The sequence below is a fragment of the uncultured Brachyspira sp. genome (genome assembly GCF_949287625.1).
Lineage (GTDB): Bacteria > Spirochaetota > Brachyspiria > Brachyspirales > Brachyspiraceae > Brachyspira.
Genome location: NZ_CASEGO010000005.1, coordinates 16,488 through 31,263 on the forward strand (window position 1 = coordinate 16,488; position 14,776 = coordinate 31,263).

General features: G+C 29.8%; 14 protein-coding genes. 11 read left to right on the forward strand and 3 right to left on the reverse strand.

Going from position 1 to position 14,776, the window contains the following annotated elements; translation table 11 throughout:
* Positions 1-170: 170 nt before the first annotated feature.
* Positions 171-1,487, forward strand: coding sequence for an MATE family efflux transporter (locus Q1X91_RS01990; RefSeq protein ID WP_300752884.1), 1,317 nt, complete (start codon positions 171-173; stop codon positions 1,485-1,487).
* On the opposite strand, the gene Q1X91_RS01995 is transcribed toward Q1X91_RS01990, so the two are convergent.
* Entirely contained in the window at positions 1,471-1,911 is a 441-nt protein-coding gene (locus Q1X91_RS01995) for an ATP-binding protein (RefSeq protein WP_300752887.1), read from the reverse strand. The two genes, Q1X91_RS01990 and Q1X91_RS01995, sit on opposite strands and share 17 nt — an antisense overlap.
* Before the next feature lie 216 nt (positions 1,912-2,127).
* On the opposite strand from Q1X91_RS01995, the gene Q1X91_RS02000 reads away from it, so the two are divergent.
* From Q1X91_RS02000 to Q1X91_RS02045, 10 genes are all read left to right on the forward strand, one after another.
* Positions 2,128-3,246, forward strand: coding sequence for a DegT/DnrJ/EryC1/StrS aminotransferase family protein (locus tag Q1X91_RS02000; protein WP_300752889.1), 1,119 nt, complete (start codon positions 2,128-2,130; stop codon positions 3,244-3,246).
* Positions 3,247-3,462: 216 nt separating this feature from the next.
* Entirely contained in the window at positions 3,463-4,116 is a 654-nt protein-coding gene (gene deoC / locus Q1X91_RS02005; protein ID WP_300752892.1) for a deoxyribose-phosphate aldolase, read from the forward strand.
* Positions 4,117-4,148: 32 nt separating this feature from the next.
* Positions 4,149-4,964 (forward strand): nucleoside phosphorylase, encoded by an 816-nt coding sequence (locus Q1X91_RS02010; protein WP_300752894.1) that lies wholly within the window; start codon positions 4,149-4,151, stop codon positions 4,962-4,964.
* 2 nt (positions 4,965-4,966) lie between these two features.
* Complete coding sequence (locus Q1X91_RS02015) at positions 4,967-5,755, forward strand: nucleoside phosphorylase (protein WP_300752897.1); 789 nt, start codon at positions 4,967-4,969, stop codon at positions 5,753-5,755.
* A gap of 34 nt (positions 5,756-5,789) precedes the next feature.
* Complete coding sequence (locus tag Q1X91_RS02020) at positions 5,790-6,866, forward strand: BMP family ABC transporter substrate-binding protein (protein WP_300752898.1); 1,077 nt, start codon at positions 5,790-5,792, stop codon at positions 6,864-6,866.
* 62 nt (positions 6,867-6,928) lie between these two features.
* On the forward strand, positions 6,929-8,005 hold the full coding sequence (locus Q1X91_RS02025) for a BMP family ABC transporter substrate-binding protein (RefSeq protein ID WP_300752900.1): 1,077 nt from the start codon (positions 6,929-6,931) through the stop codon (positions 8,003-8,005).
* Between the two features lie 97 nt (positions 8,006-8,102).
* Positions 8,103-9,638 (forward strand): ABC transporter ATP-binding protein, encoded by a 1,536-nt coding sequence (locus tag Q1X91_RS02030; protein ID WP_300752902.1) that lies wholly within the window; start codon positions 8,103-8,105, stop codon positions 9,636-9,638.
* 45 nt (positions 9,639-9,683) lie between these two features.
* Entirely contained in the window at positions 9,684-10,556 is an 873-nt protein-coding gene (locus Q1X91_RS02035; protein WP_300752905.1) for an Rpn family recombination-promoting nuclease/putative transposase, read from the forward strand.
* A gap of 402 nt (positions 10,557-10,958) precedes the next feature.
* Positions 10,959-12,071 carry an ABC transporter permease gene (locus Q1X91_RS02040; RefSeq protein ID WP_300752907.1) on the forward strand — a complete coding sequence of 371 codons (1,113 nt, stop codon included), beginning with the start codon at positions 10,959-10,961 and terminating at the stop codon, positions 12,069-12,071.
* 37 nt (positions 12,072-12,108) lie between these two features.
* The gene (locus Q1X91_RS02045; RefSeq protein ID WP_300752909.1) at positions 12,109-13,062 is read left to right on the forward strand and encodes an ABC transporter permease; all 954 of its coding nucleotides are present in this window, start codon (positions 12,109-12,111) and stop codon (positions 13,060-13,062) included.
* Positions 13,063-13,270: 208 nt separating this feature from the next.
* Here Q1X91_RS02045 and Q1X91_RS02050 read toward each other — a convergent pair whose 3' ends face one another.
* Both Q1X91_RS02050 and panC read right to left on the reverse strand, forming a co-directional pair.
* Positions 13,271-13,765, reverse strand: coding sequence for a DUF5675 family protein (locus Q1X91_RS02050; RefSeq protein WP_300752911.1), 495 nt, complete (start codon positions 13,763-13,765; stop codon positions 13,271-13,273).
* 179 nt (positions 13,766-13,944) lie between these two features.
* Positions 13,945-14,775: a pantoate--beta-alanine ligase gene (panC, locus tag Q1X91_RS02055; RefSeq protein WP_300752914.1), complete on the reverse strand. Its 831-nt coding sequence runs from the start codon at positions 14,773-14,775 to the stop codon at positions 13,945-13,947.
* Between the last annotated feature and the right edge of the window lies 1 nt (position 14,776).

A 14,776-nucleotide genomic window follows, 5' to 3' on the forward strand; every position in this document is an offset into this window, starting at 1 on the left:
TATAAAAAATCGCTAGTAATTTTGATATTTATTTATTTATATAAATATTAAAACAATTTGTCACAGGATAAATTTTTTAAAACGTTTGTTTCATGCAGCAGATATTTAAAAGTATGAAAGCAAACGTTTTTTTATTATTGAATACTTATGTATTTTACGGAGTATTGTTTATGAATATATTTAATTTATTTATAAAATATGTATCTTTAAATATACTTGGAATGATAGGGCTTTCATGTTATATACTTGCAGATACATTTTTTGTAGCTAGGGGAATAGGTGCTGACGGGCTTACCGCTTTAAATATAGCTATACCTATTTATAATTTTATAAACGGATTGGGCTTGATGATCGGTATGGGTTCTGCTACAAAGTATGCTATATTAAAAACTCAAAGTAAAGATGATGAAGCAAATACTGTTTTTACCAATGCTTTGATATATGTATTTTCTGCTTATTTATTTTTTATTATTATAGCTTTATTTTTTACAAAAGATATTGCATATATTCTTGGGGCTAGAGATGAAATACATAACATGACAAACATATATATAAAAGTAATATTTATATTTTCTGCAATGTTTATGCTTAATAATGTTTTACTAGGCTTTGTAAGAAATGACAATCACCCGAAACTTGCAATGCTTGCTATGGTGATGGGAAGTTTATTTAATATTATTTTTGATTATATATTTATATTTCCTCTAAAAATGGGCATATTCGGAGCTGTTCTTGCTACAGGTTTTTCTCCTATTATAAGCATGATTATATTATCAAGTATATTTTTTAAAAAGCAGAATACTTTTTTTATAGTAAAGCCTAATATAAACTTAAAAAATATTTTTGAAATATCTTCATTAGGTATTTCTTTTTTAATTACAGAATTGTCATCAGGTTTTGTTATGATAGCTTTTAATATAGTAATACTTAACATAGCTAGAAATGTTGGGGTAGCAGCATATGGAATAATAGCTAATATAGCATTGGTTATTATGGCAATATTTACTGGTATAGGTCAGGGTATACAGCCTATAATAAGCATTAATTACGGCAGCATCAATAATATAAATAAAATATATAAATATGCTTTGATTTTATCATCTTTAGTTTCTGTTATAGTGTATATTTTTACTTTAATATTTGCAGACAGCATAACTTCTATTTTTAACAAAGATAATAATATAACTCTTCAGAATATAGCAATTAATGGACTGCATATATATTTTACAGCTTTTATATTTGCAGGATATAATATTATAACTTGTGTATATTTCAGTGCTATGGACAATGCCAAGCCTTCATTTATAATATCAATTTTAAGGGGATTTATATTTATAATGCCATTAATATTTATTTTATCATATATTTTTGATATGACTGGAGTATGGCTTTCTTTTCCTACAGCAGAGATTTTAAGCAGTTTATTTTCTTTATTCTATTTTATAAAAAATAATAAAAAAGATTTGCCTCTTAATTTCTATACTTAATCATTACTATTTTTCTTCCATTGTCTTCAAAATAAAAATCATCTGTGTATAAAGAGATTAAAAATATACCTCTTCCGCTGTCTTTATAAATATTTTCCTGCGATTCTGTAAGATTTATCATAGCCAGAAAATAATCAAAGCCTTCGCCTTCATCTTCTATTATAATTTCTATTTTTTCACTATCTATATTAATATTGAAATATACATTTTTATTATAATTATTTTTATTTCCATGTATTATGGCATTGGTGAGGGCTTCTTCAAATGCTATTTGCAAAGCATCGCATTGTTCTATACCGTTTGAATGGAGCATATCCAAAAAATCTTTAGAAATTTTTGGTATTAATAATTTGTCACTGGGTATTTTTTTCATAAATAATATTTTTTCTGTTCGCTTGGGACAATCCTTAACATACATATTCATAATCAATTTCCGTTTGTTTTTATTAGATTATCAGTTTATTATCAGTATATTATAGTATAGTAAAATAAAATATGTATTTCAAGAATTATTAAGCTATATTTTTAAAATATTACTATTAATAATATTTTTTTTAATAAATCTATTGACAATAATTATAATTTGAATACAATTTATATAAATTTTATATTTAATTTCAATTTATACAAAGGATTTTTTATGAAATATATGAATCTTTACAGGGGATATGAAAAAAGAAAAGAGGCTATTGATAAAAGAATATCTTCTATTATAGAGAGAAGTCAGTTTGTATTTGGTGAAGAATTAGATACTTTAGAGAAGGAATTAGCAAATTATACAGGTGCGAAATATGCTGTAGGTGTTTCATCTGGACATGTTGGTTTGGTTCTTGCCCTTTTGGCATTGGGGTTTAATGCGGGAGAGGATCATTCTGATAAAGAGGTTATAGTACCAGCTATGACATTTTTTTCTACTGCTGAAGCTCCTTCATTTTTAGGTATGAAAGTTAGGGTATGCGATATTGATGAATATTTCAATATGGACGTAAAAAAACTAGAAAGTTTAATAAATAAAAATACAGCAGCTATTATACCTGTAAATTTATTCGGTCAATGTGCTGATTATGATGTTATACTTGATATTGCAAGAAAAAATAATATTTTTGTAATAGAAGATGCCTGCCAATCATTTGGGGCAAGCTATAAAAATATAAAGTCATGTTCAGGAAAATTAGGAGATATTGCTGTTACATCATTTTTCCCAGCTAAACCTTTGGGCTGTTTCGGAGACGGAGGAATGGTATTTACAGATAATGAAGAGTTCTATAAAAATCTTAAACAATTACGTCATCATGGTGATGAAGGCGGCATGAATCATGTAAAATTAGGTACTACTGGAAGACTTGATAATATGCAGGCTGGTATTTTGCTTGAGAAGTTTAAAGGTTTTGAAGAGGATATGACATATAGAAGAAATGCCGCTAAATATTATAATGAACAGTTAAAAGGTATTGTAAAAGTACCAGAAATAGCAGACTATACTCAAAGTGTTCATGCACAGTATGTTATACAGGTAGAAAATAACAGAGATGAAGTGAGAGCAAAATTATCTGAATTAGGCGTTCCTACAGCACTTTATTATCCTCACCCTATACATTTAGCTCCTATTTTAGTAAAAAAATTGGGCTACAAAGAAGGAGATATGCCAGTATCTGAGTATGCTTCAAAACATAATATAGCTTTGCCTATAGATAATGATATTTTGAAAGGAGAGCAGGATATTGTTATAGATGCAATAAAAAAAGTTGTAAAAGGATAATATTTACATATAGTACAAAATGAAAGTGCTTTATGCTTTCATTTTGTATTTTATCATAATAATAAAAATCAATAAATAATTTCTATATTTTACATGATTTAAACAAATTAATTTATTATACTATAAGTGTATAAGATATATAAATTCGTCTTTTATACATAATAAATTTGACAAATAGAGTGATATTTTATATGATATGAAACAGAGGTGAAAAAAATGAACAGTATAAGTAAATTAATCGATCATACCATTCTTAAACCAGAGGCAACACTAGATGATATAAGGAAGTTATGTATAGAAGCAAAAGAATACGGATTTTATTCTGTATGCGTTAACTCCGCTTATGTAAATGTTGCTTATAATTTTCTTCTGCATTCAGATGTAAAAGTTTGTTCAGTTGTAGGTTTCCCATTGGGAGCTATGATGAAAGAAGCTAAGGCTTATGAGGCTAAATTTGCCGTTGACAGCGGTGCAGATGAAATAGACATGGTTATTAATGTCGGTTTTCTAAAAAGCAGAAAAATAGACCTTTTTGAACGCGATATAAAAAAGGTACGAGATGCTTGTTCTGCAAGCGTATTAAAAGTTATTATAGAAACTTGTCTTTTAACAGATGAGGAGAAGGTTTTGGCATGCAAAATAGCCAAAGAATGCGGGGCTGATTTTGTAAAGACTTCTACAGGATTTTCTTCAGCTGGAGCTACTGAGCATGATGTAAAACTTATGCGTGAGGCTGTAGGAAATGAAATGGGGGTAAAGTCTTCAGGCGGAATAAAAACATATGAAGATGCTATGAAAATGATAAATGCTGGGGCAAACAGACTTGGTACAAGCAGCGGTATTGCTATAGTAAATGCAGAAAAAAAATAAAATCTTTCTCTAATAAAAATGGAGTATAAACTATGGAATCAGCAAAAGAAATAAAGGCTTTTTATGATGAAGAGGCCAATAAACAGGGACTTCTTCAGTATCATATAAAATTAAAAAAAGGCGATGCTGCTAAATACGTACTTCTTCCGGGGGATCCTAAAAGGGTTGGATATATAGCTAAGTTTTTAGACGATGCAGTTCTTAAGGCTGATAACAGAGAGTATGTTACTGTAACAGGCAAATATAAAGGTGTAGGCGTTTCTGTAACTTCTACAGGGATTGGAGGGCCTTCTGCGTCAATAGCTATGGAAGAGCTTATAAATATAGGTGCTGATACTTTTATAAGAGTAGGTACAGCTGGAGGACTTAGTCTTAAAGTAAAGCCTAATGATTTAGCAATAGCTCAGGCTGCAATCAAAGATGAAGGAACTACAAGAGAATATATACCTTTTGAATATCCTGCCATTGCTGATACTGATGTTATGTTTGCTTTAAGAGATGCTGCTAAAAAAATAAATGCTAATTATCATATAGGTGTTGTTCATAGTAAGGATTGTTTTTACGGAGAATTAGAGCCGGAGAATTCTTTTTTCAGAGAGAAATTTGAAAATAATCTTAAATACTATACATTATGCGGTGCTATAGCTTCAGAGATGGAATGTGCCGCCCTTTTTGCATGTGCTTCTTTAAGAAAGGTAAGAGCAGGAGGAGTAATGCATATAGTAGAAAATACTATGATAGAGAGAATGGGTACTCATCTTGAATACAGCGATAACATAGAAAAAATGATATTGACTGCATTAGAAGCTATAGTTTTATTAGATGAGAAAGATAAAAGAGGTAATTAAATATGTTTCCTAAAGCCTATTATGAAGAAAATGAAAATCTAGTCCATCATTTGAAATTAAAAAAGGGGGATGTAGGCAGATATATTATAATGCCGGGAGACCCTAAAAGATGTGCCAAAATAGCTAAAAGATTTGATAATGCGAAATTAGTAGCTGATTATAGAGAATATGCTACTTATACAGGATATATAAACGGAGTTAAAGTTTCTACGGTGTCGCATGGTATAGGAGGACCTTCTACTGCAATAGCATTAGAGGAGCTTATAAAGATTGGAGCTGATACTTTTTTACGTGTAGGTACTTGCGGCGGTATGAATATGGGAGTTTTACCAGGTGATGTTGTTATAGTTAATGGTGCTGTTAAAGGCGGCGGTACTATGGATAATTATATACCTAAAGAGTTTCCTTGTGTGCCTAATGCTGATGTTCTTGAAGCTATGATTGAAGGCGGACGCAAAATAAAAACAAAAAGTCATGTAGGTGTTGTACAATGTAAAGATGCTTTTTATGCTCAGCATGCTCCAGAGAGTATGGCTGTTGATAAAGAGCTTTTATATAAATGGGATAGTTATATTAAAGCAGGCTGTTTGGCTTCTGAAATGGAATCTGCGACACTGTTTGCTGTGGGAGCTTCCAAAAATGTACGTACTGGTGCTGCTATGCTTGTTCTTCACAATCAGGAGAGAGCAAAAAATAATATTAATGATCCAAAAGATTATACTGGTGAAGAAGCAATAGATTTGATTATAGAATCTATTAAAATTTTAATAGAAAAAGATAATAAAAGATAAGAAATAAAAACAAATAATAGTTTAGGATAGGATTATGTATAAAAAAATATTGTTATTAGCAGTATCTCTGTTTTTATTTTCCTGCGGCAGGGAAGAAAAAAATGATACGCCAAATAGTTTTGAAATAGCTGTTTTAATAGATTTGGGCAGTGTTGATGACAAATCATTTAATCAAGGCTCTTGGGAAGGGGTAAAGGATTATGCTCAGACCTATGGTATAACTCATAAATATTATAAAGTACCAGATGAAGATATAGATTCATATTTAAATACTATAGAGCTTGCTGTAAAAGGCGGTGCTAAATTAATAGTAACTCCGGGGTATCAGTTTGAACCTGCTATATATAGAGCTCAGGATATTTATACAAATGTAAACTTTATATTAATAGACGGAGAGCCTCAGGACGGTACCTATACTGATTATAAAACAGAAGCAAATACTATTGCTATACTTTATGCTGAAGAAGAAGCTGGATTTTTGGCAGGATACGCTATAGTTAAAGAAGGGTATACCAATTTAGGTGTTATAGGAGGACTTGCTCACCCTGCAGTTGTAAGATTTGGTTATGGTTTTCTACAGGGTGCTGATTATGCTGCCAATGAATTAGAACTTAAAAAAGGTGATATTAATATAAAATATACTTATGTAGGCAATTATGATACTACCCCAGAAAATCAGACTCTTGCAGCTTCTTGGTATAAAAGCGGTACTCAGGTAATATTTGCCCCTGCAGGAGGAGCTGCTTATTCTGTTATGAGTGCTGCTGAAAATAATAACGGACTTGTTATAGGAGTGGATGTAGATCAGAGTTTTGAATCGCCTACTGTTATAACTTCAGCTATGAAAATGATAAGAGAGTCAGTTTATAATGCTGCTGCTTCATACTATAATAAAACATTTGACGGAGGAAAGACTGTAATATTAGATGCAAGAGTTAATGGAATAGGACTTCCTATGACAACTTCAAAGTTTAATGTATTTACTAAAGATAATTATGATTATATATATAAACTGCTTGTAAATAAAAATATTAAAGTATTAAAAGATACAGATGCAAAAAGCGTTAAGGATTTGCCTTTAAATATAGTAAATGTAGATTATATAAAGTAAATATTAATTTAGGCTTTAATAAAAATTGAGCAATAAATAATAAAAAAATAGGAGACAGAAATATGAAAAAGTTTCTCACTTCAATAATCATAGTTACAGTTTTTATAGTAACTATTTCATGCGGAGGCGGAAAAAAATCTGGAGGATATGAACTAGCATTGATAACAGATGTTGGTACTATAGATGACAGATCATTTAACCAAGGGGCTTGGGAAGGTTTGACGCAGTATGCTCAGGAAAAAGGAATATCTCATAAATATTATCAGCCTACTCAAAAAACTACTGACGCCTATGTTGATGCTATAGATTTGGCAGTAGCAGCAGGTGCAAAATTGGTTGTAACACCAGGATTTTTATTTGAACCTGCAGTATACAGAGCTCAGGATACGCACACTAATGTTGCTTTTGTACTTTTAGATGGTACTCCTCAGGACGGAACATATACTGATTTTAGAATAGAGACTAATGTTTATTCTGTACTCTATGCTGAAGAGCAGGCTGGATTTTTAGCTGGATATTCTATAGTAAAAGAAGGGTATACTAATTTGGGAGTTATGGCTGGTATGGCTGTACCTGCTGTTATAAGATTCGGATACGGATTTGTACAAGGTGCTAATTATGCAGCTAAAGAAATGGCTTTAGCTTCTGGAAGTGTAAAAATTAATTATACATATATAGGAAACTTCAACGCTACTCCAGAAAATCAGACTCTTGCTACTTCTTGGTATCAAAGCGGAGTTCAGGTAATATTTGCCCCTGCAGGAGGAGCTGGAAACTCTGTTATGAGTGCTGCTGAACAAAATAATGCTTTGGCTATAGGTGTTGATATAGATCAAAGTGCTGAATCTGATACAGTTATTACTTCTGCTATGAAAATGCTTGGTGAATCTGTATATAATGCTATAGATGATTTTTATAATGGTAAATTCCCTGGCGGAAAATCTGTTGTACTTGATGCTAAAGTTAATGGTATAGGTCTTCCTATGAAAACTTCAAGATTTAAAAAATTTACACAAGCTGATTATGATGCTATATATCAAAGATTGGTAAGCGGAGAAATAAAAGTTCTTACTGATAAAGATGCTAAAGAGGTTAATCAATTACCTTTAGATACAGTAAAAGTTAATTTTATACAATAATTGAGATTAGTTAATTTTAGGAGATACTGACATTTTATATTGTTGGTATCTCTTTTATGGTTTTTTAATAGTTAATAGTAAGATAGGTATAAAAAATATGGAAAATTCAGAATATGTAGTTGAAATGCTTAATATTACAAAACGTTTTAAGGGAATAGTAGCTAATGATAATATTACTATACAGTTAAAACGAGGTGAAATACATGCTTTGCTTGGAGAAAACGGAGCTGGAAAATCTACTTTAATGAGCGTATTATTCGGACTTTATAAGCAGGAAGAGGGCATTATTAAAGTTAATGGAAAAGAGGTAAATATTGATAATCCTAATACTGCAAATGAATTAGGTATTGGTATGGTGCATCAGCATTTCAAATTAGTACATAATTTTACTGCTTTGGAAAACATTATGCTTGGTGTTGAAACTGTAAAGCATGGAATACTTCAGGTTGATGACGCTAGAAAAAAAGTAATGGAATTGAGCAAAACTTACGGACTTGAGATTTATCCAGACTCTCTTATAAGTGATTTAACTGTAGGTATGCAGCAGAGAGTGGAAATATTAAAAATGCTTTATAGAAATAATAATATACTTATTTTTGATGAGCCTACTGCTGTACTTACTCCAAATGAAATTGAAGAACTTATGAAGATAATGAAGTCATTGGTAAAAGAAGGTAAATCTATATTATTTATTACTCATAAATTAAACGAAATTAAAGAGGTTGCTGATAGATGTTCTGTTCTTCGTAAGGGTAAATATATAGGAACTATTGATGTAAAAAGCACTACTAAAGAAGAGATGTCAGAAATGATGGTGGGACGAAAGGTTTCTTTAGTAGTAGAAAAAACTGAAGCTAAGCCTAAAGATATAATACTTTCTGTAAAAAATTTAAATGTTAAATCTCATCATAATAAAAGCGAAAAAAATATAGTAAAAAATGTTTCTTTTGATGTGCATGCTGGTGAAATAGTATGCATTGCAGGTATTGACGGAAACGGACAAAGCGAGCTTATATATGCTCTTACTGGTCTTATGGAGATGTCAAGCGGAACTATTACATTAAATGGTAAAGACATTACTAATTTATCTATAAGAAAAAAAACATTAAGCGGCATAGGGCATATTCCAGAGGACAGGCATAAACATGGACTTGTTCTTGATTATACTCTTTCAGAAAATACTATACTTCAGACATATTTTACAGATAGATTTCAAAAAAACGGATTTTTAAAGTTTAAAGAAATAGATAACTATGCTGATGAATTAATAAAAAGGTTTGATATAAGAAGTGCAGAAGGCTCTAAAACTATAGCAAGAAGCATGTCTGGAGGAAATCAGCAGAAGGTAATTATAGCAAGAGAGATAGACAGAAATCCAGATTTACTTATAGCAGTTCAGCCTACGAGGGGGCTTGATGTTGGTGCTATAGAGTACATACATAAAGAATTAATTTCTCAGAGAGATAATGGAAAGGCTGTTTTACTTGTTTCATTAGAGCTTGATGAGGTAATGAATTTAAGCGATAGGATATTAGTTATATATGAGGGTGAAATAGTAGCTAATGTTCTTAACAAGGATTTAACTATTAATGAACTTGGTCTTTATATGGCAGGCTCTAAGAGGAGTGCTTAATATTTTAATGACATTTATTTGTATATTATTTTGGGTTTATTGTTTATGAGAAACATAAATAGAATGAATGATTATTTCGTGCGTTATCTTTTAGGCTCTGTGGGTAATGAAGATATACTCGAAAATATAGTTAATTGTGTACTTAGAGATTCAGGTTTTGAAGAAGTTTATAATTTAGAAATAATCAATCCTCATAATCTGCCTGAAAATATTAATCTTAAAGAGTCTGTTTTAGATGTTAAGGCAATTACTAAAGATAATAAAAAAATTATTATAGAGATACAGCTTTCTGGAAATATAGATTTTGTAAAGAGAATATATTATTATATAGCAAAAAATATAGTAAGCGAACTTAATGAGAATGAATCTTATGATATTATTAGTCAGGTTATAAGCATTAATTTTGTAAATTTTAATATGGATTTTTATGATGAAGGTAAAGCTCATAGATGTTTTAAGTTTATAGATACTCAAAATCATAATGTGTCATTGGATATTATTCAAATGCATATCATAGAAATACCAAGATTCATAAAAATATTATATAATTCAAATACAGATGATATTAAGAAAAATAAAATATTATCTTGGATAGAGTTTTTTACTGTAAAAGATTTGGAAGAAGTAAAAGATAAATTGAAGGAGGTTAATAGTATTATGCCTAAAGTAATAGATAAATATGAGAGATTTATATCAAGTAAAGAAGAGATGGAAGTTTATAATGCCAGAGATGCTTTTTTATACGGACAGACTATAATGCTTAAAAGAGAAAGAGAGGAAGGTATAAAAGAGGGTATAGAAAAAGGTATAGAAAAGGAAAAATATTCATTGGCTATCAATATGAAAAATAAAAATATGGATATTAATCTTATTAGCGAATTAACAGGCTTGAGTATAGAAGAAATAAAAAACTTGTGAACATCTGGCAAGTTTACTTGACAGATGCTTAAAGTGAGCAAGTTTTTTATAGATGAAAAAAGAAATAAAAAACTTGTGAAGTTTTTTATAGATGAAAAAAGAAATAAAAAACTTGTGAACATCCGGCAAGTTTACTTGACAGATGCTTAAAGTGAGCAAGTTTTTTATAGATGAAAAAAGAAATAAAAAATATATAATAAAATGTATAGGACATATATTACACTAAAAAAGCGAGCCGAAGCCAGCTAGTGAGTTTATTCGCTGTCTTTTTAAGGCGAAGGCGAGCATAACAATAATAAAATAAAAACTTGTGAGTTCCTGACATTCGTTAGAATGGCAGAAGTTTATTAACGAACAAGTTTCATAAATATTAATAATGTATTGTTATAAAAGGAGTACTTAATGGATTTCAAAAACAAATTGGCTAGTATTTTGGAGAAAGAAGGATTTATTAATATATTTTCTTCTTTTCTTGCTATTATTATAGGCTTGCTTCTGGGACTTATAATACTTTTAGTAAGTAATGTTTATGATGCTTTTCCAGCTTTTATGACAATACTTTCAGGCGGTTTTTCTGGAGGAAGCAGAGGAATGGGGCAGGTTATATACACTGCTACGCCTTTAATACTTACAGGGCTTTCTGTAGGATTTGCTTTTAAAAATGGATTATTTAATATAGGAGCCCCAGGTCAATTTATTGTAGGTGCTTATGCTGCGGTACTTGTTGCTATTAAATGTACATTTATTCCTCCTGCTTTGCATTGGATTATTGCTTTGCTTGTTTCTTTTATAGCTGGAGGTCTTTGGGCTTATTTACCTGGTTTTTTGAAAGCTCATTTTAATGTTAATGAAGTTATTTCAAGCATTATGATGAATTATATTGGTATGTATTTGGTTAATTACCTTGTTACACTTACAGTTTATGATATGCTTAAAAATCAGTCTCAGAATATTCCTCCTTCTGCTACTATGCCTACTATGGGGCTTAATGTGATATTTAAAGGTTCAAGTGCCAATGGAGGTTTTTTCATTGCTGTGATAGTAGTAATAATAGTATATATAATACTTTCAAAAACTACATTCGGTTTTGAGCTTAAAGCATGCGGATTTAATAAAGATGCCAGCAAATATGCTGGTATTAACGAAAAAAGAAATATAATTCTTTCTATGGTTATAGCTGGTGCTTTGGCAGGACTAGGAGGCGGACTTTTATATCTTTCTGGTGTAGGTAAGCATATAGAGGTTGTTGATGTACTTGCTGAAGAAGGATTTATGGGTATACCTATTGCTTTGCTTGGACTTTCTCACCCTATAGGTATATTAATAGCGGGGCTTTTTATTGCTCATATTACTGTGGGAGGATTTTATATGCAGATATATAATTTTACCCCAGAGATTATAGAGATGATTATTGCTTCTATTATATATTTTAGTGCTTTTGCTTTGCTTTTTAAATCCATTGTTGGGTTTATATCTAAAAAGCTAAATAAAAAAGAGAAAAATGCTAATGAGTAAATATTTAAAGCTGCTTTATATAAAAAGGAGATTTTCAATGGATACAATTTATTTTTTAGTTCAGCAGACAATGTTTTTTTCTATTCCGCTTTTACTTGTAGCTTTGGGGGGAATGTTTTCTGAGAGAAGCGGTGTTGTTAATATTGCTCTTGAAGGTATAATGATAATAGGAGCTTTTGCGGGTATATTTTTTATAAGCAGATTAGGTGCAAACTTCCCGCCTACTGTTACATTATTTATTGCTATGATTATATCTGCTTTAGCTGGTGTAATATTTTCTCTTCTTCATGCATATGCTGCTATTAGTATGAGTGCCGACCAAGTTATAAGCGGTACTGCTTTAAATATATTTGCTCCTGCTTTTGCTATATATGTAACAAGAGCTATTCAAACAGTTCAGCAAATAAGTTTTGTTAATAATTTTAGAATAGAGTCTGTACCTATACTTGGAAGCATTCCTATAATAGGCGGATTATTTTTTAAAAATACATACATAACAACTTATATAGGTTTTATAATATTGGCATTATCTTGGTTTTTGCTTTATAAAACAAGATTTGGTCTTAGACTAAGAAGCTGCGGAGAGCATCCTCAGGCAGCGGATTCTGTGGGTATTAATGTCTATAAAATGCGTTATATAGGTGTTGCTATATCAGGAGCTTTAGGCGGTTTAGGAGGATTAGTATTCGTTATACCTACTTCTACCAACTTTAATGCCACTGTAGCAGGATATGGTTTCTTGGCTTTGGCAGTATTAATATTCGGACAATGGAAACCTATGAAGATATTATATGCGGCATTTTTCTTTGGACTTATGAAAACTTTGGCTTCTGCTTACTCTGGAATACCTATACTTGCAAATCTTCCTATATCGAATAATATATATAAAATGATACCTTATATAACAACTATAATAGTGCTTGCATTTACTTCTAAAAATTCACAGGCACCAAAAGCATCAGGAGTTCCTTACGATAAAGGGGCTAGGTAAGAATGTTTAATAATGTATAAATATTTAATAAAAAGCTGGGAATCCCAGCTTTTTATTAATAGCAATAAATGCTTTTTATAATATACTTGCTTTAAAACTACTTATATTTTTTACTTAAAATATAAGTAGTTTTATTTTTTACTAATTTTAAAATAACTTACTCTTTATAAAAAACAATATAAATATTTATTTGTTTTTTATAAAGTTATTATTTTATTTCATTTATAGCCATAACAAAATTTTCTGCTCCATATTTATTTATTATATTATAAAATTCTGTTACTGCCTTAATACTCTGTTCTATTCTTCCATTATCATTATTGACAGCCCCGAGAAGTATGCACCCTAAAGTATCTTGAGGATAATTTCCTACATGTATTAATATTCTTCTATCTCTAAAAGAAGGAAGTACATCATCGCATGTGATAAGAAGTGCTTTATTATTATATTCTTTTGGTACAACATTTTTAAGCGATGTAACAGTCCATTCTAATTTATAATTTCTAGCAATAATTCTTTTATCTTTTTCTTTTTCATCGGTAGAAGGACCTATATTTTCTAAAGTAAAACAGTTGAAAATATTATTGCATTTTTCATCTAATATATACAAAATTCCAACGGTAGAGCCTTCAGGTTTTTTATCGGACTTAGGTTTAGAAACATTTTGATATTCTTTTTCTCTCTGAATAATAATTTTAAACATAAATATACACCTCATAATTATTTTATAGTAATAATTTTTTAATAATCTTTTTTATTATTCGGAAGCAGAAAAATATAATATAATATTTTTTTGAATTGTCAGTTGGTATTTTGTATTTATTTTCTACTTTTTGTTCTCTAGTAATTATTATAGATGTAAAAATACAAAACTATATAATATTATTTCAAAGGCATATTATCTAATAATCTAGTAGATCCGCAGTAGCAGGATATTAATATAATAGAGTTTTTTGAGGCAGTTTCTACACTAGTTAAAGTATCTTTATCAACAATATCAATATGTTCTAATTTTAACATTTTATGAGAGCGGAGATTATTTTTTATTATATCCATTAAGTAAGATGATTTTGTACTTGCTTTTTTAAACTCTTCTCTTGCTTCTTTTAATAATTTGTATATTACTGATGCTTCTTCTTTTTCTCTTTCACTTAATAGACTATTTAAACTGCTTAAAGCGAGCATGTTTTCATCTCTTACTATAGGTATAGTTTTTACTGATATATTATATCCGAAATCTTTTATCATCTTTTTTATTAAAAATATTTTTTGATAATCATGCTCCATAAAATAAACATGTGTAGGGGAGAATATATTAAAAAGTTTAGCCGTTATTGTAACAGCCCCTTTATAATATAGCGGTCTTTTTATTGAAGCTATATTATCCATATTTATATATGTGCTATAATTATCAGGTATCATTTCTTCTACTGATGGTAAAAATAGTGCATCAATTTCTAATTCTTCTAAAATTTGTTTATCTTTATTTACATCTTCTGGATATTTTTCTATATCTTCTACTTTTGTAAACTGAAGCGGATTAATAAATATACTTACTATTACTGCATCACATTCTTTTTTTGCTTTTTTTATTAATGAAACATGACCTTCATGCAAAGCTCCCATAGTGGGTATTAAAGCAATAGAAGAGTTTTTATTTTCATTAATAAATTTATAAGAACTTTTTATACTTTTTAAGATATTTAAAGACATA